The 24,742-nt window shown below is 70.8% G+C and carries 25 protein-coding genes and 2 pseudogenes; 16 read left to right on the top strand and 11 right to left on the bottom strand.

Annotation, left to right across the window (positions count from 1 at the left end; all coding sequences use genetic code 11):
• Window positions 1-146: 146 nt before the first annotated feature.
• Entirely contained in the window at window positions 147-722 is a 576-nt protein-coding gene (locus AB0B85_RS02725) for a tetratricopeptide repeat protein (protein ID WP_357402812.1), read from the top strand.
• A 4-nt stretch (window positions 723-726) separates the two neighbouring features.
• Window positions 727-1,992, top strand: a complete 1,266-nt coding sequence (locus AB0B85_RS02720) for a glycosyltransferase (protein WP_357402810.1) — start codon at window positions 727-729, stop codon at window positions 1,990-1,992.
• Between the two features lie 135 nt (window positions 1,993-2,127).
• On the opposite strand, the gene AB0B85_RS02715 is transcribed toward AB0B85_RS02720, so the two are convergent.
• On the bottom strand, window positions 2,128-2,499 hold the full coding sequence (locus tag AB0B85_RS02715; RefSeq protein WP_357402808.1) for a DUF4267 domain-containing protein: 372 nt from the start codon (window positions 2,497-2,499) through the stop codon (window positions 2,128-2,130).
• Between the two features lie 88 nt (window positions 2,500-2,587).
• Between AB0B85_RS02715 and AB0B85_RS02710 the strand changes: the two genes are divergently transcribed.
• Window positions 2,588-3,160, top strand: coding sequence for a TetR/AcrR family transcriptional regulator (locus tag AB0B85_RS02710; protein WP_357402806.1), 573 nt, complete (start codon window positions 2,588-2,590; stop codon window positions 3,158-3,160).
• 317 nt (window positions 3,161-3,477) lie between these two features.
• On the opposite strand, the gene AB0B85_RS02705 is transcribed toward AB0B85_RS02710, so the two are convergent.
• Window positions 3,478-5,157, bottom strand: a complete 1,680-nt coding sequence (locus tag AB0B85_RS02705) for a DNA repair helicase XPB (RefSeq protein WP_357402804.1) — start codon at window positions 5,155-5,157, stop codon at window positions 3,478-3,480.
• Window positions 5,158-5,329: 172 nt separating this feature from the next.
• On the opposite strand from AB0B85_RS02705, the gene AB0B85_RS02700 reads away from it, so the two are divergent.
• Window positions 5,330-6,217 (top strand): L,D-transpeptidase family protein, encoded by an 888-nt coding sequence (locus tag AB0B85_RS02700; protein WP_357402802.1) that lies wholly within the window; start codon window positions 5,330-5,332, stop codon window positions 6,215-6,217.
• A 97-nt stretch (window positions 6,218-6,314) separates the two neighbouring features.
• A complete protein-coding gene (locus AB0B85_RS02695) occupies window positions 6,315-6,551 on the top strand; it encodes a hypothetical protein (protein WP_357402800.1) in 237 nt (78 codons plus the stop codon).
• A gap of 18 nt (window positions 6,552-6,569) precedes the next feature.
• Here AB0B85_RS02695 and AB0B85_RS02690 read toward each other — a convergent pair whose 3' ends face one another.
• Window positions 6,570-9,056 carry a helicase-associated domain-containing protein gene (locus AB0B85_RS02690; protein WP_357402798.1) on the bottom strand — a complete coding sequence of 829 codons (2,487 nt, stop codon included), beginning with the start codon at window positions 9,054-9,056 and terminating at the stop codon, window positions 6,570-6,572.
• 84 nt (window positions 9,057-9,140) lie between these two features.
• Between AB0B85_RS02690 and AB0B85_RS02685 the strand changes: the two genes are divergently transcribed.
• Both AB0B85_RS02685 and AB0B85_RS02680 read left to right on the top strand, forming a co-directional pair.
• Window positions 9,141-9,764, top strand: coding sequence for an HAD family hydrolase (locus AB0B85_RS02685; protein WP_357402796.1), 624 nt, complete (start codon window positions 9,141-9,143; stop codon window positions 9,762-9,764).
• A gap of 27 nt (window positions 9,765-9,791) precedes the next feature.
• The gene (locus AB0B85_RS02680; protein WP_357402794.1) at window positions 9,792-10,178 is read left to right on the top strand and encodes a cold shock domain-containing protein; all 387 of its coding nucleotides are present in this window, start codon (window positions 9,792-9,794) and stop codon (window positions 10,176-10,178) included.
• On the opposite strand, the gene AB0B85_RS02675 is transcribed toward AB0B85_RS02680, so the two are convergent.
• Complete coding sequence (locus AB0B85_RS02675; protein ID WP_357402792.1) at window positions 10,139-10,987, bottom strand: 1,4-dihydroxy-6-naphthoate synthase; 849 nt, start codon at window positions 10,985-10,987, stop codon at window positions 10,139-10,141. The genes AB0B85_RS02680 and AB0B85_RS02675 overlap by 40 nt on opposite strands.
• A 478-nt stretch (window positions 10,988-11,465) precedes the next feature.
• Here AB0B85_RS02675 and AB0B85_RS02670 point away from each other — a divergent pair, with 478 nt between their 5' ends.
• Window positions 11,466-12,332, top strand: coding sequence for a GNAT family N-acetyltransferase (locus AB0B85_RS02670; RefSeq protein WP_357402790.1), 867 nt, complete (start codon window positions 11,466-11,468; stop codon window positions 12,330-12,332).
• Between the two features lie 7 nt (window positions 12,333-12,339).
• On the opposite strand, the gene AB0B85_RS02665 is transcribed toward AB0B85_RS02670, so the two are convergent.
• Both AB0B85_RS02665 and AB0B85_RS02660 read right to left on the bottom strand, forming a co-directional pair.
• Entirely contained in the window at window positions 12,340-12,990 is a 651-nt protein-coding gene (locus tag AB0B85_RS02665; RefSeq protein WP_357402788.1) for a futalosine hydrolase, read from the bottom strand.
• Window positions 12,987-14,588 carry an MFS transporter gene (locus tag AB0B85_RS02660; protein ID WP_357402786.1) on the bottom strand — a complete coding sequence of 534 codons (1,602 nt, stop codon included), beginning with the start codon at window positions 14,586-14,588 and terminating at the stop codon, window positions 12,987-12,989. The genes AB0B85_RS02665 and AB0B85_RS02660 overlap by 4 nt, the downstream gene beginning before the upstream one ends.
• Window positions 14,589-14,694: 106 nt before the next feature.
• Here AB0B85_RS02660 and AB0B85_RS02655 point away from each other — a divergent pair, with 106 nt between their 5' ends.
• Window positions 14,695-15,516: a DUF3027 domain-containing protein gene (locus AB0B85_RS02655; RefSeq protein ID WP_357402784.1), complete on the top strand. Its 822-nt coding sequence runs from the start codon at window positions 14,695-14,697 to the stop codon at window positions 15,514-15,516.
• A gap of 37 nt (window positions 15,517-15,553) precedes the next feature.
• On the opposite strand, the gene AB0B85_RS02650 is transcribed toward AB0B85_RS02655, so the two are convergent.
• On the bottom strand, window positions 15,554-15,799 hold the full coding sequence (locus AB0B85_RS02650; RefSeq protein ID WP_278137114.1) for a DUF2530 domain-containing protein: 246 nt from the start codon (window positions 15,797-15,799) through the stop codon (window positions 15,554-15,556).
• A gap of 88 nt (window positions 15,800-15,887) precedes the next feature.
• Between AB0B85_RS02650 and AB0B85_RS02645 the strand changes: the two genes are divergently transcribed.
• The 4 genes from AB0B85_RS02645 (at window position 15,888) to AB0B85_RS02630 (ending at window position 19,889) form a co-directional block, all read left to right on the top strand.
• Window positions 15,888-17,366, top strand: coding sequence for an NCS2 family permease (locus tag AB0B85_RS02645; RefSeq protein ID WP_357402858.1), 1,479 nt, complete (start codon window positions 15,888-15,890; stop codon window positions 17,364-17,366).
• Between the two features lie 115 nt (window positions 17,367-17,481).
• Window positions 17,482-17,931, top strand: a complete 450-nt coding sequence (locus tag AB0B85_RS02640; RefSeq protein WP_030329638.1) for a MarR family transcriptional regulator — start codon at window positions 17,482-17,484, stop codon at window positions 17,929-17,931.
• Window positions 17,932-18,000: 69 nt separating this feature from the next.
• Window positions 18,001-19,284 carry an MFS transporter gene (locus AB0B85_RS02635; RefSeq protein ID WP_357402781.1) on the top strand — a complete coding sequence of 428 codons (1,284 nt, stop codon included), beginning with the start codon at window positions 18,001-18,003 and terminating at the stop codon, window positions 19,282-19,284.
• A gap of 95 nt (window positions 19,285-19,379) precedes the next feature.
• The gene (locus AB0B85_RS02630; RefSeq protein WP_357402779.1) at window positions 19,380-19,889 is read left to right on the top strand and encodes a hypothetical protein; all 510 of its coding nucleotides are present in this window, start codon (window positions 19,380-19,382) and stop codon (window positions 19,887-19,889) included.
• 63 nt (window positions 19,890-19,952) lie between these two features.
• Here AB0B85_RS02630 and AB0B85_RS02625 read toward each other — a convergent pair.
• Window positions 19,953-20,444: pseudogene (locus AB0B85_RS02625) on the bottom strand (MarR family transcriptional regulator); the annotation flags it as partial.
• 114 nt (window positions 20,445-20,558) lie between these two features.
• Window positions 20,559-20,765: pseudogene (locus AB0B85_RS02620) on the bottom strand (helix-turn-helix domain-containing protein); the annotation flags it as partial.
• 239 nt (window positions 20,766-21,004) lie between these two features.
• On the opposite strand from AB0B85_RS02620, the gene AB0B85_RS02615 reads away from it, so the two are divergent.
• The gene (locus tag AB0B85_RS02615; RefSeq protein ID WP_357402777.1) at window positions 21,005-21,670 is read left to right on the top strand and encodes a DUF4097 family beta strand repeat-containing protein; all 666 of its coding nucleotides are present in this window, start codon (window positions 21,005-21,007) and stop codon (window positions 21,668-21,670) included.
• 37 nt (window positions 21,671-21,707) lie between these two features.
• Window positions 21,708-22,547: an alpha/beta hydrolase gene (locus AB0B85_RS02610; RefSeq protein ID WP_357402775.1), complete on the top strand. Its 840-nt coding sequence runs from the start codon at window positions 21,708-21,710 to the stop codon at window positions 22,545-22,547.
• 91 nt (window positions 22,548-22,638) lie between these two features.
• On the opposite strand, the gene AB0B85_RS02605 is transcribed toward AB0B85_RS02610, so the two are convergent.
• Window positions 22,639-22,899: a hypothetical protein gene (locus tag AB0B85_RS02605; RefSeq protein ID WP_357402773.1), complete on the bottom strand. Its 261-nt coding sequence runs from the start codon at window positions 22,897-22,899 to the stop codon at window positions 22,639-22,641.
• Window positions 22,900-23,066: 167 nt separating this feature from the next.
• Here AB0B85_RS02605 and AB0B85_RS02600 point away from each other — a divergent pair, with 167 nt between their 5' ends.
• Complete coding sequence (locus AB0B85_RS02600) at window positions 23,067-23,576, top strand: hypothetical protein (protein ID WP_357402770.1); 510 nt, start codon at window positions 23,067-23,069, stop codon at window positions 23,574-23,576.
• A 79-nt stretch (window positions 23,577-23,655) separates the two neighbouring features.
• On the opposite strand, the gene sepH is transcribed toward AB0B85_RS02600, so the two are convergent.
• Window positions 23,656-24,735, bottom strand: a complete 1,080-nt coding sequence (gene sepH, locus AB0B85_RS02595) for a septation protein SepH (RefSeq protein WP_357402768.1) — start codon at window positions 24,733-24,735, stop codon at window positions 23,656-23,658.
• Between the last annotated feature and the right edge of the window lie 7 nt (window positions 24,736-24,742).

Genomic DNA, 24,742 nt, shown 5'->3' with positions numbered 1-24,742 from the left:
AAGGAGAGACTCCGGTCGGATGGCAGGTCAGCATCCTGGGGGGAGAAATCGGCCAGGTCTACGCCATCTGCGCGCCCGCCACATCGTGATCGGCGAGCACACCCAGATTGATCGGCAGGAAGAGGAAGACAGTGAGAATGCGACAGGTGTTCGGCACACTTGCCTGCGGCTCTGTGCTGCTGGCTGGGGCGGGTGCGTGCAGTGACGACAAGACGCCCGTAGCGAAGGAATCCGGCGGAACCGTCGCTCCAGGGGCCGGGCAGGGGGACCCGGGGGTCCTGCTCCAGCAGGGTATCGAGCAGGGTCAGGCCGGCAAGTCCGACGAGGCGAAGGCAACCTTCGAGAAGGTGGTCGCGCTTCAGGGGGACAACAAGTTCGCCTGGTTCAACCTCGGCTACCTCGCCCAGTCGCGTAATGCAGCCGACGAAGCGGTGGCGGACTACGACAAGGCGCTGCGAATCGACGGCTCCTACCGGCCCGCCCTCTACAACAAGGCAATGCTGTTGGAGGAGGCGAAGCCGGACGAGGCGGTCGCGCTGTATCGCAAGATCGTCGATACCGATGACGGCGCTTCCACGGCGTACCTGCGGCTGGGGTTGATGCTCGTCAAGCAGCAAGACCGGACGGGCGCGCGAGCGGCGTTCGCGTCGGCGATCGATGCAGACCCGAAGCTGGCGTCGGCGGTCCCCGAGGACTTCCGCCCGCAGAAGACAAAGAGGTGATCGCGTGGTGACGGCGCCACACGTCACGGTTTTCACGGGTAGCAACCGAACCCGCTTCCTGGACGACTGTCTGCTGTCCCTGCTGGCGCAGACGTACGCAAACTGGGAATGGGTGGTCATCCTCAACCAGGGCACTCGGTGGCGCCCCGAAGCGAACGATCCGCGGATCCGCCTCCTGGTGCGGGACGGGCTGTCCGGTGTCGGTGCGGTGAAGCGACAGGCCTGCGCCGAGGCGTACGGGGACATCCTCGTCGAACTCGACGACGACGACCTGCTCAGCAGCGACTGCCTGGCGGAGGTCGTGGCCGCCTTCGACGCGAACCCCGGGGCTGGCTTGGTCTACAGCGACACGGCCCAGATCAACGAGGACGGCGGCCGGGACGACTCGCGGTTCGCCGCCGCGCACGGGTGGCGCTACCGCGAAGAGCGAACCGACGGGCGTGAGGTTTTGGCCTGCTACTCGCTGGAGCCGACACCGCACAACGTCAGCTACATCTGGTACGCCCCGAACCACGTCCGGGCGTTCCGACGGGATCTGTACGAGAAGGTGGGCGGCTACAACGAGGAGCTTGACGTGGCCGACGACCTCGACCTGATGTGCCGGCTGTACCAGGCGGCCGAGTTCCATCAGATCCCCAAGTGCCTTTACCTGCAACGGATGCACACCCGAAACACCCAGCGCGACCCTGAGGTCAACGCGCGCATCCAGCGGCGGTCCGTGGAGATCTACGACCGCAACATCCAGTTCAACGCGTTGGCCTGGGCGAAACGGCGGGACCTGCTGGCCCTGGATATGGGAGCGGCATACAACAAGCCGGAGGGCTTCCTCGGGCTGGACCGCCGTGCCGGGGACGGCGTGGACATCGTCTGTGACGTCACGAACGGGATCGACCTGCCGGACAACAGCGTCGGGGTGATCCGGGCAGTCGACTTCCTGGAGCACATCCCGGACAAGATCGGGATCTTCAACGAGTTGTACCGGGTCCTCGCCCCGAACGGGTTGTTGCTGTCCCTGACACCCAGCTCGGACGGACGGGGCGCGTATCAGGACCCGACGCATGTCGCGTTCTACAACGAGAACTCGTTCTGGTATTTCACCAACGAACAGTACGCACGCTTCGTGCCGGAGATCCGCTGCCGATTCCAGGTGTCCCGCCTGGGCACGTACTTCCCGAGCGATTTCCACCAGGCGAACAACATCCCGTACGTCGTCGCGAACCTGATCGCGGTGAAGGACGAGACCCGCAACGGAGGTCTGTTGACGATCTGAGCCGACGGCCGTAACGCGGCAGTGCGGCCTCCGGCTGGGTGTACTGATCAGGGGGTCGGTTTCGGTCCTCATTTTGCCCCAATCCCGGCACCGACCAACCACCATGGACGGCGGGCCCGACGGTCTGCCCGACGGTCACAGGGCGAACAACAGTGCGGCGTCCAGGAGGACCACTGCGGCGGTGGCGAAGTGGATGCCGAAGGCTACGGCCTTCGTTCCGCCGTTGCGCAGCACGATGAGGGTGTCGCCAAGCGGGACGAGCGCGACGATCAGCATGAACCACGCGACCGCGTCGGCGGTGGTGAAGGCGATCAGGGCGAGGCCGAGCAACCCGAAGGTGAGGTCCTTCAGGCCCTTGACCGTCAGGTAGGCGGGGTCGCCGTCCGGTCGGGCCGGCACGCCGTACCCGGCGGCTGCGGCCTGCGGCACCAGCAGGAACCGCGCACCGATGAAGGCGACGAAGAGGCTGAGCACGACGGCGAGCCCGTAGGCGAGGGGTGACAACATGATCGGCTCCAATTCCTAGCGCTGCTAGATATGTGAGCGACGCTAGCAGAGCAATGACAGGATCGCTAGCGGTGCTAGCATCGGTGTCATGGCAACGGGAACGCGCCGGGAGCGCGAGCGGGCGGAACGCGAGCGGGCGATCATCGCCGCAGCGCGTGCCCTGGCCCTGGCCGAAGGTTGGGACGCGGTCACCACCCGACGGCTCGCCGCCCAGATCGAGTACAGCCAGCCCGTCCTCTACAGCCACTTCAAGGGCAAGGACGCGATCATGGCGGCGGTCGCCGTCGAGGGCTTCGCCGAGCTGGCCACCGCGCTGGCCACGGCCCGCGCCTCGGCCGCCGGTCCACGGCAGGCGGTCGCCGACGTCGCGGCGGCGTACGTCACCTTCGCCGAACAGCGCCCCGCCCTCTACGACGCGATGTTCACCCTCGCCGTGGACCTGCCGTTCGCCAGCCAAGACGTCCCGACCGACCTGGCCCGGGGGTTCGCCGAACTGGCCGACGCGGTGCGTCCGATCGCCGGTGACGACGACCTGGAGGCGATTACCGAGACGTTCTGGAGCGGCCTGCACGGGCTGGTCACGCTGATGCGCAGCGGTCGGCTCCGCCGCGCCGACCACGACCGCCGGCTTGCGGTCCTGGTGGACCGCTTCTCTCGCTGAGCGTTGCCGTCACGGCCGTGCGCGCCTGGCGGTCGGCCGGGCCGGGTGTCTTCGTCGCGGAGTCCGGGTCCCGGAGTCCGGCAAGCCCTTTGGCAAACGCCGACGCCCGATTCGTCTACGACATCAGCTCCAAAGGAAGCCCACGAGACACCCGTCCCCCGCACCGTCCCACGCGTCTCCGCACCGTCCCCACGCGTCCCGCGCCGCCGCCGCGACCAAGCGCACTGATCGACTCGGTTACCCGAAAAACCGGGGTGTCGTAGCGCCCGGGACACCCCGACTCCCTGAAAACCGAGTCGATTAAGGCCGTGTGTCGGTCAGTCGAAGGACGGTAGGGACGGGCCGAGGACGTCGTCGGCGTCGACGATCGTGTACGCGTACCCCTGCTCGGCGAGGAAGCGCTGCCGGTGCGCCGCGTACTCGGCGTCGATGGTGTCCCGGGACACCACAGTGTAGAAGTGCGCCTGCCGCCCGTCGGCCTTCGGCCGGAGCACCCGCCCCAACCGCTGCGCCTCCTCCTGCCGCGACCCGAAGGTGCCAGACACCTGGATCGCCACCGCCGCCTCGGGCAGGTCGATGGAGAAGTTGCCCACCTTCGAGATCACCAGGGTGCGCAGTTCACCGGCCCGGAACGCGTCGAACAGCCGCTCCCGCTCCTTGTTCGTGGTCGAACCCTGGATGATCGGCGCGTCCAGGTATTCGCCGAGCTGGTGCAACTGGTCGATGTACGCCCCGATCACCAGCACCTGGTCGTTCGGGTGCCGGTCGACAAGCGCCCGCACCACCGGCAGCTTCGTGCGGGCGGTCGCCGCCATCCGGTAGCGCTCCTCGGCCTCCGCCGTCGCGTACGACATCCGCTCCGCGTCGGTGAGGGTCACCCGAACCTCGGTGCACTCGGCCGGGGCGATCCAGCCCTGCGACTCGATGTCCTTCCACGGCGCGTCGTACCGCTTCGGGCCGATCAGGCTGAACACGTCACCCTCGCGGCCGTCCTCGCGTACCAGCGTCGCCGTCAGGCCCAGCCGACGACGGGCCTGGAGGTCCGCGGTGAACCGGAAGATCGGCGCGGGCAGCAGGTGCACCTCGTCGTAGACGACAAGGCCCCAGTCGCGGGCGCCGAACAGGTCCAGGTGGGTGAACGCGCCGCCGCGCCGCGAGGTGAGCACCTGGTACGTGGCGATGGTGACCGGGCGGATCTCCTTGCGCTCACCCGAGTACTCGCCGATCTCCTCCTCGGTCAGCGACGTGCGGGCGATCAACTCCCGCTTCCACTGCCGGCCGGCGACCGTGTTGGTGACCAGGATCAGCGTGGTCGCCTTCGCCTCGGCCATCGCCGCCGCGCCGACCAGGGTCTTACCGGCGCCGCAGGGCAGCACCACCACACCCGACCCGCCGGCCCAGAACGCCTCGACCGCCTCCCGTTGGTACGACCGCAACGTCCACGGCTTGCGCCCGTCCTTGCCGGCCTCGGCCAGCTCGATCGGGTGCGCCTCACCGTCGACGTAACCGGCCAGGTCCTCCGCCGGCCAACCCAGCTTGAGCAGCGCCTGCTTGAGCCGGCCCCGCTCGGACGGGTGGACCCGGATCGTGTCGTCGTCGATCTTGTCGCCGAGCATCCCGGCGAGCTTCTTGCTCTTCGCCACCTCGATCAGCACCAGCCGGTCGAGTGCGCGCAGCACCAGCCCGTACGCGGGGTCGTTGGCGAGCTGGAGCCGGCCGTAGCGGTCCATCGTCTCGGCCACGTCCACCAGCAGCGCGTGCGGCACCGGGTAGCGGGAATACTTGATCAACGAGTCGACCACACCCTCCGCGTCGTGCCCCGCCGCCCGGGCGTTCCACAGTCCCAGCGGGGTCAGCCGGTAGGTGTGCACGTGCTCCGGTGAGCGCTCCAGCTCGGCGAACGGCGCGATCGCCATCCGGCAGGCCTGCGCGTCGGGGTGGTCGATCTCCAGCAGCAGCGTCTTGTCCGACTGCACGATCAGTGGTCCACCGCTCACGCCAGCGTCCTCTCCTCGGTTGGTCGTCCGGCTGGAACGGGGTCGCATACCCGCCGCTGGCCGACCATCCAGTGTTGCACGATGTGGGATCCCCGAAGAAAGATGCTCACCGGCGGCAACCGTGACGGCACTCACGAACGTCTAGTAAAGGGACGATGGTTGGGGAGGTTCGATGCAACTCGTCCGGATCTCTTCTCGGCTGGTCGCCCTGGCGGTGGTTGTGCTGGTCGGCGCCGGTGCGTGCGCGTTCGATCCGCAGTCCGGCGGGGGTGGTGGCGGGGGAGCCGCCCCGGCCGGTGCGGCGGAACAGGCATCGGGGGCGAGCGCCACGTCCGGACCGGGCCAGCGCGGCCAGCCAACACCCGCCGCAGCCACCCCGACACCGAAGGCGACCCGGCCGCCGGTGCCGAAACCAAGCCGCAGCGCGACGCCGAAGCCGACCACCAGCCCCGCGGCGCGGACGGTCGCCGGTTGCCCGCAGGGCCAGCACCAGCGCGAGGTGGAGACCTATCTGTCCCGCCTGGGCGGCTTCGGCGCCGTGACAGTGGACGGCCGGCAGTCCGCCGCCGACTGCGCCGCGATCAAGAGGTTCCAGCAGAGGTACGGCATTCGCCCCGTCGAGGGTCGCGCCGGACCGACCACCTACGACGTGGCCCAGCGCCTCGCCACCACCGACCCGGCGCGGTGCAGGGCCGGCACGGGCACCACGTTCTGCGTGGACCTGACCCGGCAGACCGTCTGGGCGGTCCGGGGCGGCAAAGTGATCATGCCGCCGACGGTGACCCGCACCGGCATGGCCGGCTACCGCACCCCGGCCGGCACGTTCACCGTCAACTTCCGCAACCCGAAGGAGTGGTCCGACCCGTACGAGGTGTGGTTGCCGTACTGGCAGCACTTCACCCAGGGCATGGGCTTCCACGAGACCACCACCTACCTGCACGACAAGTCGATCGGCTCGCACGGCTGCGTCAACCTGCTGCACGCCGACGCGGTCCGGATGTGGGAGCTGGGCAAGGTCGGCACCCGGGTGGTGCTGATCGGCCGCCGCCCCGGCACCTGACCGACACGCAGCGAATCGCGGGGATAACCCCCTGTCCGACCGGTCTCCCGAGTGTCACCCTTGGGGTCCAGGGCCGGACCGGGCGGGGAGGCTGGGTATGACGGTCGACCGTGACGTGATCGCAGAGCATGAGCAAACATCACCCGACGAGGTGTCCCGGGCGACCGTGGTCGCCTATGCCGTCGCCGCGACGCTCCTCGTCGGGTGGTTCCTCTTCGGCTGGCTGGTGCTGCGCCAGGGCTTCGTCGACTCGGTCGGCGAGTCCGCCGGCGCCGGCTTCGCGCTGCTGCTTGTCATCTCGGTGGTCGGCACCGTACGCCGCAGCCGCCGCTGAACACGGCGGCGGCGCCGCTCAGTCCGCAAGCACCGCCGCGGTGATCCGGTGCAACGCGAACGTGTGCAGCATCTCGGTCCGTTCGTCCTCGGCGCGTAGGTAGCCGGCACCGATCGAGACCGGCTTGACCAACCGGGACGCGGTCGCCCCGTGCGCGTCGACGTAACCGACCCAGACCAACGCCTTGTCACGAACCGCCTGTTGCAGCACCGCCAGGGCCTCGCTGTGCGTGTGCGCCGGCACCGGGCCGCCGCCCAGCCCGGCCGCCCCGCCGCGCACCACAGCCGGTGCCCGCCGGGCCGCCCGCGCCGCCGCGTCCCCGCGCCGGATGTGCTCCACCACCCCGAGCAGCCGGGGCATCGGCAGCTTCGGGGCGGCCAACGGGTCGAGTGTCCGGGTGGTCACCGACACCCGGGCCGGGGCCCGCCGGATCCGTGGCCGGGCCAGCACCGTGCTGCCGGTGCCGTCCTCCTGCACCGGGGCGAACCCGGCGTCCCGCAACGCGCCCAACAACCGACCGACCTGGTACGGCGTACACAGCACCGTCGGCGCGAGCCGGCGCAGCGCCAACGACTCCAACCGGCGGTCGGCAAGCACCTCACTGATCAGGGTCTCGTCATCGCTGCGCAGGTACGCCCCGGCCAGTCCCACCCGCAGCCCACCGTGCTTACGGGCCACGTCGTCCACCAGATAGGTGAGCCCCTGTGGCACCGGGGTACGCGACCGTCGCCGGAAGACGTCGTGCAGGTCGTCGGCCGTGTAGCCCGAATCCAGCGCCCGCCGCACGCTCGCCGTGGTGACCCGGTGCACGCTGGCCCCACCTGCCGATTCGAGTTCGGTCATCGCCTCCAACTCGGCGGCGAGCGCCGGTTCGGGCGGGCCGGGCACCACCACGGTCAGGTCGGCCTGCACCAGGAAGTGGTCGACCGGGGCGGGCAGCAGCGCGTCCAGGGCCCGGGCGGCACTGGACGGGTCCCCGCTCTCCACGTCGGCGTGCACGCCGAGCGGGTCGTCGCCGCCCCGCTCGTCGGCCGACGTCAGGTCACCGAGCAGCAGCCGACCGTACGAGGTCAGCGCCCCCAGCCCGGTGACGCCGAGCTGCGCCGCCTCGGCCAGCACCTCCCGGTGAACGGCGTCCCGGCCCCGGCTACGCCGCGGTGCCCGCCAGTCCAACAGGTCCTGCACCTCCTGCGGGGTGGGCGCGGTCGCCGGTTCCAGGTCGGCGAGCACGCCGAGCACCGCCCGCCGGGTGGCCGGCGCGCTGGCCCGTTCGGCCTCGGCGGACAGCGCGGTGATGGGCCGGTCCCGGTCGTCGCGGCGACCGACAAGCCCCACCTGCCGGCTCATGGTCAGCCAGGCTCGGGCGAGCTGTTCCCACCGTTGGGCAAGCGAGGCGGCCCGCCACACCTCGTAACCGCCGGTCGGCAGCACCTGCTGGTCCGCCCCGTACCGGCTGGTGGTCGCGCCGGGCATCTCCAGCTCACCCGCGAGCCCCGCCGCGTACGCCACCTCCAGCAGCAGCGCGGTCGTCGGCTCGTCCAACCCGGCGGTCCGCGCCAGCCGACGCAGGTCCCGCACCCCGATGCCGCCCGAGCGCAGCACCGGGGCCGGCTCGTCGGCGAGTTGTTCCAGCAGCCCTTCGGTGTGCCGGACCACCTCCATCGTCTGACCGGCGCCAGCCGAGTCGACCGCCTTCGGCTCACGCGGCGCGGCGGCCACCGGCGGTGGGCTGGTGCGCAGTGGCCCGAGCGGCCCGCTGTCGCGCCGGAGCAGCAGGCCGACCTCACGGGGCAACTCCACAGTGCCGCTGGCCGTCGACGAGCCGGTCGTCACCGGGACCAGGAGCCGGTTGTCGACGAGCCAACGCACCGGGGAACCGGCCGGGGCGCCACCGTTCGTCGGGTCGGCGAGCACCGGGTCGTCGGCACCGAGCGGCGGCGCCTGCAGTGCGCCCGGGGGGACGCTGCCCACCGGCGGGCCAGCCGCCAACCGATCGAGGATCGCCCGGGCCGAGGGTGGAGCGGCGAGCAGCGTCCGTCGCAGCTTCGCCGGGTCCGCGCAGAGCGCGGCCGAGCGCGGGTCCAGCTCCGCCGCGGGCCGGCCGAGCCCGGCGGAGTACGGGGCGACTTCGTCGACGGCGGGCACCACGTGCAGTGCGTGCTCCGGCCCGTACAGCAGGAAGAGCGCGCGGAGCCGGCCCACGGCGGCTCGGACGGCCGTCGGAGCGGGCGGGTGCGGCCCGGCGGTCGCCATGGCGAGTACGGCGTCGGTGGCGGTGGTGCCGTCGTCCGGGTTCCGGGTGAGGCGGGCGGCGTCGAGGATCTGTTGGGTGAACTGGTCCAGCCCGTCCAGCGCGCGGGCCACCGACACCCGGGACTGGGCCCGGATGGCCAGGGCGGAGATGTCGGCTGGCACGGGCACGACGAGGTCGGGCCGCAACTGGAGGAGCGCGGCCAGTGACTCGTCGGGCAGCGACCGCAGGTGGTCGGCGAGTGAGGTGGTCATCGTCTTTCCACGCTAGCCCGGCAGTGGGCTTTCGCGCCTCTCGGACGTCCGGTCGGCCGGGAGTCGGCGGGTAGGTTTCTCGACATGCCCGCACTGACCGTCGGATTCGACCTCGACATGACCCTGGTGGATTCCCGCCCCGGCATCGCCGCGACCTATCGGGCGCTGACCGCGAGGACCGGCGTGCCGGTGGACGCCGAGCTGGCGGTGTCCCGGCTCGGGCCGCCGCTGCGTACCGAGATCGCGCACTGGTTCCCGCCGGACCAGATCGAGTCGGCCGTGCGGGTGTACCGCGAGCTGTACCCGGCGTACGCGATCACCCCGGCTGTCCTGTTGCCGGGCGCGCGGGAGGCCATCGACGCGATCCGTGCCCGGAACGGCCGGGTGCTTGTCGTCACGTCCAAGATCGGTCGGCTGGCCCGGCTGCACCTGGACCACCTCGGCCTCGCCGTCGACGAGTTGGCCGGTGACCTGTTCGCCGAGCAGAAGGCGACGGCCCTACGGGAACACGACGCGACCCACTACGTCGGTGATCACGTCGCGGACATGGTCGCCGCGGCGACCGCCGGGGTGCCCGGCATCGGTGTCGCCACCGGCCCGTGCTCCCGGGAGGAGCTGCGCGCGGCCGGGGCGGACGCGGTGCTTGACGATCTCACCGAATTCCCGGCGGCGCTGGACGGCATGATCCAGCTAGCCTGGAAGCAGTAGCGGCTCAAGTGAAGCAGGGGTTGTCAGGTGCCTACGGGTCGAGTGAAGTGGTACGACACGGCCAAGGGATATGGCTTCGTCACCAGTGACGAGGGCGGCGACGTGTTCCTGCCCAAGGGGGCGCTGCCGACGGGTGTCACCGACCTCAAGGGTGGCCAGCGGGTCGACTTCAGCGTGGTTGACAGTCGCCGGGGTGCACAGGCCATGGGAGTCAAGCTGCTGGACGCGCCGCCGTCGATGGCGGAGTTGCGCCGTCGGCCGGCCGAGGAACTGCACGGCCTCGTCGAGGACATGATCAAGGTGCTGGAGGCGAAGGTCCAGCCGGACCTGCGCCGCGGTCGGTACCCGGACAAGAAGACGGCGCAGAAGATCGCTCAGCTGGTCCACGCGGTTGCCCGCGAGCTGGAGGTCTGAGGCACCAGGCCGGCGGTGGCGGCTCGATCGAGCAGTGCCGCCACCGCGGCGAATCCGGCCTCGCCCAGGTCTGCGGTGAACTCGTTGACGTAGAGGCCGATGTGCCGGTCCACCACGTCGAGCTCCATCTCCTGGGCGTGGGCCAGCACGTACTCCCGGCTGGCGGCCGGGTCCGCCCAGGCCTGCCGGACCGACTCGCGGACCCAGCCGGCCGCGGCCTCCGGATCCACAGCGCCGCGTCGGGCCAGAATCGCGCCGAGGGGAATGGGCAGCCCGGTGTCGGCCTCCCACCACTCGCCGAGGTCGACAAGGGCGGTCAGGCCGTGCCGGTGGTAGGTGAACCGTGCCTCGTGGATGACCAACCCGGCGTCGTAGCGGCCGGCCGCTACGCCCGGCATGATCTCGTGGAACGGGACCACTTCGATCCGGGCCGGCGGTCGTCCGGCCGACCAGAGTCGGAACAGCAGGTACGCGGTGGTCCGGTCGCCCGGCACCGCCACCGTGGCCCCGGTCAGGTCGGTGCGGTCCGGCCCGCCGTCACGATCGCTGCGGGTGAGCACCAGTGGGCCGCAGCCACGACCGAGCGCGCCGCCGCAGGGCAGCAGGTGGTAGTCGTCGAGCAGCCACGGCAGCGCCGCGAAACTCACCTTGACCAGGTCGAACGCGCCCTGCTCGGCCGCCGTGTTGGTAACGTCCACGTCGGCGTACGTCACCTCGACCGGCGGCGCGCCGGGCACCCGCCCGTGCACCAGGGCGTGGAAGACGAACGTGTCGTTGGGGCAGGGCGAGATCGCCAGAGAGAGCGCCACGTCCCTCACGTTAGCCCTGCCCCCGCGTCGGGGCCCGTGCCCACCCCCGCCCACTGTGATCCGTGACGGCCTGGCGGGCCGGTCGCGCACCTGCTGCAGGCTCCCTTTGGAGCTGATGTCGTAAACGAATCGCCCTGTGCCGCCCGCGCCGCAGCGCCGTGCTGCCCTGCCCCGAGCCGCCCTGCCCTGAGCCGCCCCGCCCCGCCCCGTCCCGAGCCGCGCCGAGCCGTGCCGGGATGAGCCGAGCCGCGCCGGGATGAGCCGCGCCGGGACGGGATGAGCCGGGCCGGGGCGAGCTGCCCTGCGCCAGGCTGCGCCATCCGGGCCATGCGAGTCGGCGGGCGGTGATGCCTCAAACGATTCAGCTCCAAAGGGCCCGCGAAGTGACCATCCACCGACCCACGGCCTTTTCCACAGGGTTATCCACAGCTCTGGCCGGGCTGTTGATAGCCGGTTCACCGCCCGGGACCATCGACGCGTGACCGAGGCGACCGACCGTCCGGAAGAAGGCGGCGAAACTGATCTTGGCCGGGCTCTGCGAGCTCTGCGCCGGCGCGCCGATCTCAGTCAGCGGGAGCTGGCCGAGAGGTCGGGAGTGCCGCAGCCGACGCTGGCGCGGATCGAGTCGGGGCGCGCTGTCAATCCCCGGTTCCGGACGGTGGAGCGTCTCGTCCGGGCTGCGGGTGGGGAGTTGGCCGTCGGGGTGCCGTCGGCGGCCCTCGCCATCGTCGCGCCGACGACGGTTCCGCACGATGACATGCGGGACGATGCTGGGCGGCGGTACCCGGCTCACCTTGACGTGTGGCCGGTCCACGAGCCTCGGGACTGGCCGGGTGCCTGGTGGGCGGAGTGGTACAGGTTGCCGCCCGAGCGATATCCCTTGCCGCTGCCACCGGCCGCGTACGAGCTGAACCGGCGCTACCGCGACAACCGGCGGTGGGGCGCGGAGGTCCGTCGGACGGTCCAGGTTCGCCGGGTCGTCGGCGATCTACCGGCCACAAGTTGGCGGTACACCGCCGAGCTGCCCGACGGGCAGGTGATCGGGGAACTGCGGGCACATGAGCGGAGTCCGTTCCTCGAGCAGGGGGAGTGGCATCCCGGTATGGCGGAGCGGGAGATGGTGCTCGACGGCGTGCTCGTCGACGCCCGGTACCGGCGGCTGGGGCTCGGACGTCGGCTGGTCACGGCTCTGCTCACCGAGATGCGTGCGGCGGGAGTCGACGACGCTGCCGCGCTTGCCGAGGGCGGCGGCATCGACCTGCTGCTGGCCTGCGGCTTCGAGATCGAGGCCCGCCGGCCCGCCGCGCTTCGGCTGGGACGCGCCGGACGGCAGAGCTACAGCTGAACCCCGCTCAGCGCAGCGCGGGCGCCGCGACGGTCAGGGCGGCGAGAGCTTCGCGCAGCCGCCAGGCGTCGCGGTCGCGCGGGCCGATCGGGTTGGAGATGGTCCGCAGCTCGGCGAAGGGCACCTTGGCCTGGGCGGCGGCGACCGCCACCCCGTACCCCTCCATGGCCTCGGCGACCGCCTCCGGATGTCGTCGGCGCAGCTCCCGCGTGCCGGCTTCGGTGCCGGTGACCGTGCTGACGGTGAGCACCGGGCCGGTCGTCGCCGCCGGGAGGGCAGCCCGCAGTGCCGCCAGCAGGCCCGGGTCGGTCGACACCGCGCCACCGACGCCCAGCATCGCCGGCGGCATGCCCAACTCGTCGATCGGGATGAACCCGTCCGGTGACTCGGCGCCCAGATCGGCGGCGATGCTGGCGGTGCCGAGCACTGTGTCGCCGACCTCGGCCCGCCCGCTGAAGCCGCCGGCCACGCCGGCGCTGACCACCGCGCGGTACGGCTGTCCGGCTGCTTCGGCAAGCACCAGCAGGCGCGCGGTGGCGGCAGCGGCGACGGCCGGGCCCACACCGACCGGGGCGACGGTCACTGTGTGGTCGGTCAGACCGGCGCGGACCGCGTCCGCCTCGGCGGGAACCGCCGTCACCACCAGCAGACCGGTCACGAGACCGAGCCGGGGGATTCGCGGCGGGTCTCGTCGTCCGCCCCGCCACCCGGGCCGCCGACGGCCGAGGACGGGCGGTAGATGTGGTAGCCCGGCGGGGCCAGGCTCGGGTCGTCGTACTGCGGCGAGCTGGCCTGCGCCGGGGCCGGCGAGGTGGGCGCGGCGTCCCCGGGCTCCTCCGCCGGCTCTTCCTCGATCAGCTCGTCGTCGCCGAGCGGGCGCCCGGCCAATTTCTCGCCGCGCAGCCGGGAGGCGATCAGCGCACCCCGGATCGCGGCCAGGATGCCCACGCCGGCGGCCACCGCGATGCCCACCCGACCGTCGAACGGCACCAGGCCGAGCCCGCCGCCGGCGACGAAGGCGAGCATCAGCACCGTCTCGGAGTGGGCGAACGAGCTCGCGCGCAGCCGTTCCGGGATGCGCTCCTGGATCGAGGCATCCACGGCCAGCTTCGAAATCCCGCTGACCAGCGCCGCGACCAGGCAGAGCAGGGCGACCATCACCAGCGAGAACTGGATGACGGTGAGCACCCCCACCCCGGCCACAATGATCATGCTGCTCGACTGGATGGCGGTCGGTCGGTGGATGCGCAGTCGGGTGCCGACGGCGGTGGCCAGGAAGGTGCCGACCGCTAGCGCCCCGCCGACCAGCCCCAACGCCCACTCGGCGCCCAACTCCCGGCCGAACGCCACGGTGGTCAGGTCGCCCTTCTTGATCGCGAAGGCGAGGAAGAGCAGTAGGAAGCCGTAGACCGCACGGAGCGTCGCGGCACCGATCAGGGTGGCGATCACCAGTCGGCCGGCGGGCCGCCCTCGACCCAGTGGCCGGTCGCCGCGGTGCCGGCCCAGCGCGCGCAGCGGCCGGGGGACCCGCTCCGGCGGCTCCGAGTCGGCCTTCGGCGGCAACCGGAGCGAGATCACCATGCCGATCAGGAAGATCACCGACGCGACGCGTAGCGGCCACTGCGGGCCGAACCAGAACGCGGCCAACCCGATCGGTGCCACGAGCGCACCCGCCACCGTGCCGTAGACGCTGGCTCGGGCACCCACCTGGGAGAGGCCGAGCCCTTCCGGCAACAACCGGGGCACCGCCGCGGACCGGGCCACACCGTACGCCCGGGACAGCGCGAGCACCCCGAACGCGGCCGGATAGAGCCCGAAGCCGTGGATGTAGTCGGAGATCAACCAGGCCAGGAACGCGCGGCCGAGCATGGTGGCGGCCAGGGCGTAGCGCCGACCGTGCCGGAAGTGGTCCAACAGTGGGCCCACCACGGGGGCGAGCATGGCGAACGGCACCATGGTCACCAGCAGGTAGAGCGCGACCTTGCTGCGGGCCTCGCCCAGCGGGACGTTGAAGAAGATCGTCCCGGCCAGGCCGATGGCGATAAGCGTGTCACCGGCGCAGGAGACCGCGTGCAGGTCGAACAGGCGAACCATGCCGACCTCGCCACCGGCCCCCCGGGCCCGGGCCCGACCGGCCCGCCGGGTCACCCAACGGCCGCTGCCCAGCGAACCACGCAGCAGCAGGCGAACGGCGCGGATGCCGGTGCCGACAGTGCGCCCGAGGACGGATCGCCCGGAGCGGGAGTACGACGGCATGTGCACCATCCTCGCCCATCTGATCCGGGTACGCCGCACCACTGCGGGGAAAGGTTCCCCGGGAGTCACTGTCACCCCTGCGGGGCGCATGGGGAACAATGGTTAGGTGACCAGGCCTGTCTCCACCCGTGCCGCCCGTCTCGACCAGGTCTGCGCCGCCGCCGTCGAGGTGGCCCGCGCTGGCATCACCGAGGTCGACGCCGACGATGTCGGCGACCACCTGCAGGTCGTGGCCGAGGGTGAACGGCTTGTCACCCACTACTTCGAATGCCTCCTCGCTGGCTACCGCGGTTGGCGGTGGGCGGTCACCGTCACCCGGGTGTCGCGCAGCAAGACGGTGACAATCTGCGAGACGGTGTTGCTGCCCGGCCCGGACGCGCTGCTCGCGCCCGGTTGGCTGCCCTGGCAGGAGCGGCTCAAGCCGGGCGATCTGGGTCCGGGTGACCTGCTGCCCACGGCCCCGGACGACGATCGCCTGGTCCCCGGTTACCTGCTCTCCGACGACCCGGCGGTCGAGGAGGCGGCGTGGGAGTTGGGCCTCGGGCGGGCGCGCGTGCTCTCCCGAGAGGGCCGCGCCGACGCGGCGCAGCGCTGGTACGACGGCGACCACGGCCCCGCCGCGCCCATCTCCACCGCCGCGCCGGCCGCTGCCCGGTGCGGCACCTGCGGCTTCTACCTGCCGCTTGCGGGTGCGATGCGGCAGGCGTTCGGGGCCTGTGGCAACTTCTACGCACCTGACGACGGCCGGGTGGTGAGTGCCGACCACGGTTGCGGCGCGCACTCCGAGACGCTTATCGAGGCGGCCGAGACCGCCGTCGAAGAGCTACCGACCGTGTACGACGACAGCGCGGTGGAGGCCATGTCGGTGAGTCGCGCCCTGGGTTCGGTGGAGGCGGCCGAGCCGGCGGAGCCGTACGGGCACTCCTGACCGTTCGCGCCGGGGTGCTCCGGGGGCGGTGGGCAAGTCAGCTCGCGCGGCGGCGGCGACGGTTGGCGTCGTGCCGCATCATCACGGCGAGTCCCGGGAAGCCCCACAGGAAGCCGGCGAGGCAGGTCCAGAGCCAGTTCTGGTGACCGTGGTCGGTCAGCCAGCCGCGGAAGAAGATCAGCAGGATCAGCCCGGCCAGCGCCCACGCGATCAGACCGGCGAGGGCGAACGGCACCATCGGCGGGTCCAGTGGTGCGGGCCGCGGTGGCTGCTCGTTCGGCATCCGGCAAGCGTACGCGATCCACTTCCCCTGCCCGTTCGTGATCTGGGACGATGCGCGCGTCAACCGGAAGATCACCTGCGAGGACCTGATGGCAGTATTGCCGCCCGACAACGGCACACCTCCCGACCCCGCTCACCCACGTAACGGCTTCGACCGGTTCTTTGAGATCTCCGCCCGTGGCTCGACGATGAGCCGTGAGGTACGCGGCGGCCTGGCGACCTTCTTCACGATGGCGTACATCGTGGTGCTCAACCCACTGATCCTGGGTGGTGCCGTCGACGGTGACGGCAAGACCCTGCCGATTCCCGCGCTGGCTGCCGCGACCGCGCTGGTCGCCGGCCTGATGACCATCCTGATGGGCGTGGTCGGCCGATTCCCGCTGGCGCTCGCCGCCGGGCTGGGCGTCAACGCGCTCGTCGCGTACGAGATCGCGCCCGAGATGACCTGGGCCGACGCGATGGGCCTGGTGGTGATCGAAGGTGTGATCATCGCGGTGTTGGTGCTGACCGGTCTGCGGACCGCTGTGTTCCGGTCGGTGCCGACCCAGCTGAAGACCGCGATCGGGGTCGGTATCGGTCTGTTCCTGACCATCATCGGTCTGGTGGACGCCGGCTTCGTCCGACGGCTCCCGGACGCCGCAAACACCACAGTCCCGGTCGGCCTGGGCATCGGCGGCAAGCTGGTGAGCTGGCCGCTGCTGGTCTTCGTGGTGGGTCTGCTGATCACCCTGGTGCTCGTGGTGCGCCGGGTGAAGGGCGCGATCCTGATCGGCATCCTCACCTCCACGGTGCTCGCGGTGATCGTGGAGGCGGTCGGCAACATCGGCCCGTCGTTCGTCGACGGGAAGCCCAACCCGAAGGGCTGGGCGCTGAACGTGCCGGAGTTGCCGAAGACGATCGTCGACCTGCCGGACCTGTCGCTGCTCGGCAAGTTCAACGTGCTGGACTCGTGGGGGCGGGCCGGCTGGGTGGTCGTGCTGATGTTCGTCTTCACGCTGCTGATCACCGACTTCTTCGACACCATGGGCACGATGGTGGCGGTGGGCCAGGAGGGCGGCCTGCTCGACGAGCAGGGCACTCCGCCGCGGACCAAGGAGATCCTGTTCGTCGACTCGGTCGCCGCGGCGGCCGGCGGTGTGGCCAGCACCTCCAGCAACACGTCGTACATCGAGAGTGCCGCAGGTGTCGGTGAGGGCGCCCGGACCGGTGTGGCCAGCCTGGTCACCGGCGTGCTGTTCCTGTTGGCGATGTTCCTGGCGCCGCTGGTGGTGATCGTGCCGTTCGAGGCGGCCTCGACGGCCCTGGTCGTGGTCGGTTTCCTGATGATGACAGCGGTCCGGACGATCGACTGGTCGGACTACGAGATCGCCATCCCGGCGTTCCTCACCATCGTGCTGATGCCGTTCACCTACTCCATCTCCAACGGGATCGGTGCCGGCCTGATCACCTTCGTGGTGCTCAAGGTGGCGCGCGGTAAGGCCCGGGAGGTCCACCCGCTGCTGTATGGGGTGGCCGCGCTGTTCGTGCTGTACTTCCTGCGTGGGCCCATCGAGTCGCTGGTGCTCTGACGCGTGTCCGGGCGGGAGATGAAACAGGATTTCCCGCCCGGATCAGCATTAACGTCCTCGTGAGCCTGGTCATAACCGATGTCGTTAGCCATGCTCATTAGTTAAGCTAACTACTGTGACGGAGCGGACGGTGACGGCGAAACGCGTGCCACCGGCGCAGCTGGCCCCCCAGTTGCGTGATGCGATAACTCGACTCAACCGGCGGGTCCGCCAGGCCCGACCGGTCGGCGACCTCACGGTCACCCAGGTCTCCGCGCTCACCAGCCTGCGGCTGGCGGGTGCGATGACCCCCCGGGAGTTGGCCGACGTCGAGCGGGTGCAGCCACCGACGATGACCAAGATCGTTGGGAAGTTGGAGGACCGCGGCCTCGTGCAGCGGACACCCCATCCGACCGACGGCCGGCAGGTCATCCTCGCGGCGACCGAGGGAGCGCAGGCCGTGCTCGACCAGTTCGAGCGGGCCCGCGACGAGTGGCTGGCCCACCGGCTGGCCGCACTCGACGAGGACGAACGGGAGACCCTGCAGCGGGCCGCCGAGATTCTTCAGCAGCTCGCTCGCGCCTGAGCCGCACCACCCCACCGGGCCGTGCCGTCACCTGTCGATGACGCGTACGTCCGAGGAGGCGCACCAAGAGTGCAGGCCAAGCTGAGCACGATGTTCCAGTCCCTACAGGTTCGCAACTACCGCCTTTTCGCATCCGGGCAGCTGATCAAGTTGGTCGGCGTCTGGATGATGTTCATCGCCCAGGACTGGCTCGTCCTCGACCTCTCCAACAACTCGGCCACCGCGCTCGGCGTGGTCACCGCCTGCCAGTTCACCCCGGTGCTGCTGCTCACCCTGCTCTCCGGCCGGCTGGCCGACCGGTACGACAAGCGGGTGCTGCTCTTCGTCGCCAACGCCTTCTGGAGCCTGCTGGCGCTGGGCATGTCCCTGCTGGTCCTCACCGACCTGGTGCAGCTCTGGCACGTCTTCGCCTTCGCGGCGCTGCTCGGCACGGCCAACGCCGTCGAGACCCCGGTCCGCCAGGCGTTCGTCTCCGAACTCGTCGGCACGCCCCTGCTGCCCAACGCGCTGTCACTGAACGCCGCAGTGTTCAACTCCGCCCGGATCGTCGGCCCGGCCGTCGCCGGGTTGGCCATCGCCGCGTTCGACGTCGGCCCGGTCTTCCTCTTCACTGCCGTCAGCTCCATCGCGCCCCTGGTGAACGTCGTCCGGATGCGCACCGCCGACCTGCACCGTGACGCCCTGTTGCCGCGCGACGAGCGGGCGTCCGCCCGGGTCATCGACGGGCTGCGGTACGTGTGGCGCCGGCCCGACCTGCTGCTGCCGATGGCGGTCATGTCGGTGATCGGCATGTCGCTCTTCAACTTCCAGCTCACCCTGGCCGCACTGGCGAAGACGGTCTTCAACACCGGGGCCGCCTCCTTTGGCCTGTTCAGCACGGCTCTGGCCGTCGGCGCGCTCGGCGGTGCGCTCAGTGGCACCGGCCGGCGCAGTCGCCCGTCGGTCTGGTTGGTGCTCGGCGCCGCGATCGCCTGTGCCAGCTTCGGCACCCTGGTCGGCCTCGCGTCGGCGTACTGGCTGGTGGTGGTGCTGCTGGTGCCGACCGGCTTCTTCATGGTCTTCTTCGCCCAGGCGGCCAACCAGCGGGTTCAGTTGGGGGTGGACGCGGCCTTCCGGGGTCGGGTGATGTCCCTGTGGGTGCTTGTCTTCCTGGGCACCAATCCGGTCGGCGCGCCGCTGGTCGGCTGGGTCGCGGAGCACTTCGGGGCCGGTGCCAGCATCTGGATGGGCGCGTTGATCTCGCTGGCCGCCGCGCTGATCGCCCTCACCTGGCAACTGCGCCGCTCCGGCGCCCGGCTGCGCTTCCGGGTGCTCCCGATGCCCCGCTTCTACGTGACCTCCACCGACTGCTGAGGTTTACCGCCGCTGGGGTCGCGCCTGGTTGAGCGGATGCTGCGGATGCGGCCAAACCGCTGGCGAGTCGGCACGACGGGACTTAGCGTCGATGTGTGGGAGTCGGACGCGCGCTGATGCTGGCCTTGGCGTTTCTTGCCGTCGCCAGTCTGCCGGCTGCCTTCGCCCTGCTCTTCTGCTACGACGAGATCCTCGACCGGGTCGTCTGCGGCTGGTCCGAGTGGCGGGAGCGCCGCCGGGAGCGGCGCACCATCGCCCGCCTGGACCGGGCCGTCGAGGCCGACGCGCTGACCCGCGACATCGACCTCACCGAGTTCGACAGGGCCGACCGGCGACCCCTGCAGCAGCTCGCCGCCGACCTGCGCCGCCTCGGCGGTCAGCGGCTCGGTGGCAGCGGTCGGTCGATGGTGTGGCACGGCGCGCTCCTACAGGCGTACGACGACCGGCTCCGGCTGGCCTGTCGCGCCCTCGGCATCACCGAACACCTCGCCGAGTTGACGGGCGTCGACCAGGAGATCGAGCGGGTCCGGGTGGAGGGCGTGCTGCACGCCGCCGGGCTGGCCCTGCCCGCGGCCCGGGCCGGGCACCGGCAACGGCACCGCTGAGCGACGGTCGCGGTTCCGCCCCACCCTGACCCTGGCCCGGCGACCCGATGGATTCGGCTCGCGCTACGAACGGCTCTCCGCCTGGTCGTGCTGACCCGGTGCCGTCGGCGCGACAGCCGGCACGGGAGCCTGGCCCTGGTCCGAAGTCGGTTGGTCGGCCGCCGTACCGGGTCTGATGTGGAGGACTTCGCGGGCCTGTTCGGCGGCGCGGATGATGCTCTCGCTGATGAAGTCGAGGAACCGGGCGATGTTCTCCAGGCGGGCGGCGGCCGGCGTGTGTGGGCCGAGCAGGGCGACACCCTGCCGTGCGACGGCGACGAGCTGGTCGTTGGCTCGGGCGCCGGCGATCGTGGCCTGGTAGAAGAGCTCGTTGTCGACGACGTAGCGGTCGCGGCGGCGTTCGTCACGTTCGCGCCGCACCAGGCTCTGGCTCTCCAGGAAGGTGATCGCCTTGGAGATGGACGCCGGGCTGACCTGGAGGCGCTTGGCGAGCTCGGACGCGGTGAGGCTGCCCGCGTCGGTGGTGAACAGGCGGGTCAACACGCGGGCCGCCATCTTGCTCAGCCCCGACCCCATGAGGACGGTGGTGAACGCCTCCTCGTATTCGGCCACAGCCTCGGCGTCGCCCCCGTGCTGCTGGACGACGGACCCGGTCGGAGCGGAGGAGTCGGGCCGGCGCCGGTGGGCGCGGCGTTCGGTGGCGCGGTGGGCCAGGTCGGCGCGGTAGGCAAGGGGGCCGCCGTTGCGCATCACCTCGCGGGTGATCGTCGAGGTGGGTCGGTCGAGACGCCGGGCGATCTCGGCGTAGGAGAGGCTGTCGGCAAGCCCCAGCGCGATCTGGTGGCGTTCCTGCTGGGTGAGTCGGCCTCCGGGCATCTGATCTCCCTGGTGATTCTTCATGGCGCCCTCGTGGCCCGCTCACCATAGCGTTCACTTCTCACTCATTGCAACAGACTGCTTGTCGGGCCGTTGCGTTACTTGACCTATCGTTGCAACAATGTCGTGGCTCTTAGCTGCCAAAACAGCATGCTAATGCAATATGAGCGTTGCCGACGGATTGAAAGCAACGTAGCGTTTCCGATATCAGAAACGCCGCGCGAGCACTGGAGAGCACGATGAACTCGTACGCCACCCCCGCCCCGATCACCGCCATCCTGAACATCCCCGCCGGGCGCATCCAGCTCATCGCCGCGGACCGCGCCGACACCACTGTCGAGGTGCTGCCGACCGATCCGGCCAAGCGCCGCGACACCAGGGCCGCCGAGCAGACAATCGTCGCGTACGCCGACGGCGTCCTGCGGATCACGGCCGCCACCCCCGGCAACGCGCTCGTCGGCCCCTCCGGGTCCGTGCAGGTGACGGTCCAACTGCCCGCCGACTCCCGCATCGACGCCAAGGCCGCCAGCGCCGAGCTGCGGGGAGTGGGACGCCTCGGCGACATCACCTTCGACGGCGCGTACCGCGAGATCAAGATCGACGAGGCCGCGAGCGTCCGTCTCACCGCGATCGACGGCGACGTCCAGGTCGGCCGGCTCACCGGCGCTGCGGAGATCAACACCCTCCGCGGCGACATCCGGATCGCCGAAGCCGGGCGCGGCACCGTGGTGCTGACGACTCAGTCCGGCGACATCTCGGTCGCCGCCGCCGCTGGCGTCTCCGCCGCCCTGGACGCCGGCACCGGGCACGGCCGGGTGAGCAACGCCCTGCGCAACGACGGCACCGTCGCACTCGACATCCGCGCCACCACCTCCCACGGCGACATCACCGCCCGCAGCCTCTGATCCCGACCCGACCCCCGACGCGACAAGGAGTGCGGACATGACGATGAACAACGCTTCCGCGACCCGCTCGACGTGGACCGGCATGGTGCCGATCGACGACACCGCCCTGGCCGTCACCGACACCGGCGGCCCCGGTGTCCCAGTGCTCTACCTCAACGGCCAGTTCGCCACCCAGGGATACTGGCGTCGAGTCATCGCCGAACTGGGCACCGGTTGGCGGCACATCACCTACGACGAGCGGGCCCGCGGCCGGAAGTCGAAGCGCTCGGCGGACTACTCCTTCGAGGCGGCCGTCCGCGACGTCGATGCCGTCCTCGCCGCCCGGAAGGTGGACCGCGCGCTTGTGGTCGGCTGGTCGTACGGGGCCGTCGTCGGGGCGCACTGGGCCAACCGCAACCCGGACCGCGCTCTCGGCGCTGTCCTGGTCGACGGCGCGTTTCCCCACGACTGGCTCGACGAGGCCATGGAACAGCGGATCCGGAAGCTGTTCCGCCGGATGAACGTGTTCATGCCGCTGCTGCGCCCGACCGGTCTGACCCCGCGAATGAATGCCGCGCAGATGGCGGAGAGCAACATCGAGCTGGGCAGACTCTCCCGTGAGCGCGAACTGGGCCCCGTGCTCGACAACATCAGCGTGCCGGTGCGCTACGTCGTCGCCTCCGGCACGTCCCTCGGCAGTCGCGGTGACGAGCAGGAGAAGATCCGTACCAGCCTCGACGCGGTGACCGTCCGCAACCCGCACATCGAGATCGCCGCGAAGGTCGCCAGCAACCACGGCGCGATCCTCAAGAAGGACTTCTCCGCCGTCGCTGAGGCCGTACGTGCGGTTGCCGCTCTCGACCGGGCGGCGGAAACCCCGCGAGATGGCCTGCTGTAGTGGGCGAGGCCAGCATCTCCTGGGTACGCCCAGTCCGTGTCGCCGTCGAAGGGCGGGATTCGGGCTGGGCGTTCGTCCTGTAAGGGTCCCGCTAGTCCGCCTCAATGCCGGCGGCCCGCAGGATCTGGCGGACCCGTTCGCGGCTGTAGCCGGTCCGCTTGACCAGTTCCACCTGGCGGACACCGGCCCGGTACTCCGCCGCCATGGCACGGTGCAGCTCAGTGCGGGCCTGCTCGACCCGAGTCCGAGCTTCGGCCTTGATCTGCCGGGCGGCACGTGCGGCCTGATCTTCCGCCTGGGGTAGCGCCTCTTCGGCGGCCCTCAGTGCGCGCATAGCCCGTTCGAGATCCACTTGGCCATCTTTCCTGGAACCTCTGTAGGCCAAAGCAATCGGGGCAGCAGCTAGGCCAACTTGCATCTATCGCTGATTGGCCAACTGCAGTATTGTGCGTATTTGGCGACATTCATCGTCGGGCGGACGCCTCTCGCGGACGTGATCGCACATCGGAGGTGCAATCTGTGGACGATCTACCCTTTCAGTTGGCCGACTGCGGAGCACCAGCAACCATCCGAATCGAGGTGTACAGCGCCATCGAGAAATCGGGCGCTGGATCCCTGGACGGCGCGGTCTACGTCTGCCCCGCGCACCCGGATGCGGCCGCCGTTGCCATCGCTGCGGCTGGATTTACCTCCGCGGCGGGTCCGATGAGCACCGACCTGCAACGGCCATGCGGATACGTGCACGCCTACCCCACGGGTGCCCTGGCGAACGACAGCGGTCATCCCCGGTGGTGTGATCGGAACGGATGCGGCCGGCGCGGCGAACACTGGTCACAGGTCGCCGCGCTCGACGACGATCGGCAGCAACCGTCGATCGTCGCAGTGTGGCTGGTACAGACACTCGCTCCGACGGCCGAAACGATCGTGGCGTTGTCCGTTACTGACCGGACGACGGCTAAGCGGGTGTTGTTGTCCGTCGGCCAGGCGCGAGCGCTGCGTTACCGCCTCGGCAGCCTGCTTGCGGTGTGAATGGGTGGCAGGTGAGGTGACCCGACACCGCGTGCCCTGCGTCGACGGGTGGCCGTTCGCCACCCGTCGACGCTTAGCGTCAGGACGACTCGCGCGCGGCCGGCCCGCTGCCGAAGAGCACGTCGTCCCAGCTCGGCAGGCGCTTGCGCGGCTTGCCGTTGGCGTCGGTGGACTCACCACCGGCGGCTGCCGCAGCGCCGGTGCGGCGGGGCCGCAGCACCGCCAGCGACGGCACGGCCGGCACCTCCTTGGGCGCGTCCGAGTCGTCGTCGAACGCCGACCCCTGGCCACCGCCGAGCAGCGCGGCGGCACCTCCGCCGACCGGCCGCTGCCGAGGCGCGTCCGAGCCGGCGAGAGCAGCCGGGGTACGCGGTTCGAGGCCACGGCCAGACGAAGCACCGAGCGGGCGGTCCAGGGAGGCGAGCAGCGCGTCCCGGCCGGCCCGGATCGGGTCCCGGCCAGGGCGCGGGTGCTCGGACGCCGCCGGCAAGCCGTGCCCACCACGGCTCGGCTCGCCACGCGAGGGACCGGGCAGGCCGTGCCCGCCCCGCTCCGGCGCCGGCTCCTGGCCGAGAATCGGCGTGGGCCGCTCGGCGCACAGATATTGCGCCATGTCGTCGTGCGGTGCAACCGACTGCCGGGTTTTGTCGAGATCCCAGATGGCCTGCGCGGTGGCCTTGCCGGACGGCCAGGTCGCGATGATCCGCCAGGTGCCGTCGTCCCGCCGGTACGCGTCCCAGGAGATCTTCTCGGTGTCGATGCCGTGCTGGCTCAACCGACCGTTGACCACCTCGGCCAACGGGGTCGGCTTCTCCGCGCCCTTGAGCCGGGTGCGGCGGGCGTGCTGGGCGAGCATCGCCCGCTCCTGGAGCACCGGGCCGGCATAGCGCAGCACACGGTCGACGGGCACGCCGGCGATCCGGGCGACATCCTCGGCGGACTCACCCGAGCGGATGCGGGCCTGAATGTCCCGGGGGGACAGTGAGGGAATCGGATCGGCGGCGGTCGGTGCCGCCGGCAGCGGCGGCGCGCCGGGCTCGGCGTGCAGCGCACCCGAGATCCGGTCGTCGATCGGCAGGGCGAGCAACCGCCCGACCTCGTCGGCGAGAACCAGGGCATGGCCGTCCTCGGAGAGGGCGACGAAGCGTACTGGGCGCATAGCGTTG

Origin of the sequence: Micromonospora sp. NPDC049044 (assembly GCF_040649215.1) — a bacterium.
In the GTDB taxonomy this organism is placed as follows: domain Bacteria; phylum Actinomycetota; class Actinomycetes; order Mycobacteriales; family Micromonosporaceae; genus Micromonospora.
The sequence above is the reverse complement of the archived record's forward strand: the minus strand, read 5'-3'. Positions and strand labels throughout refer to the sequence as shown.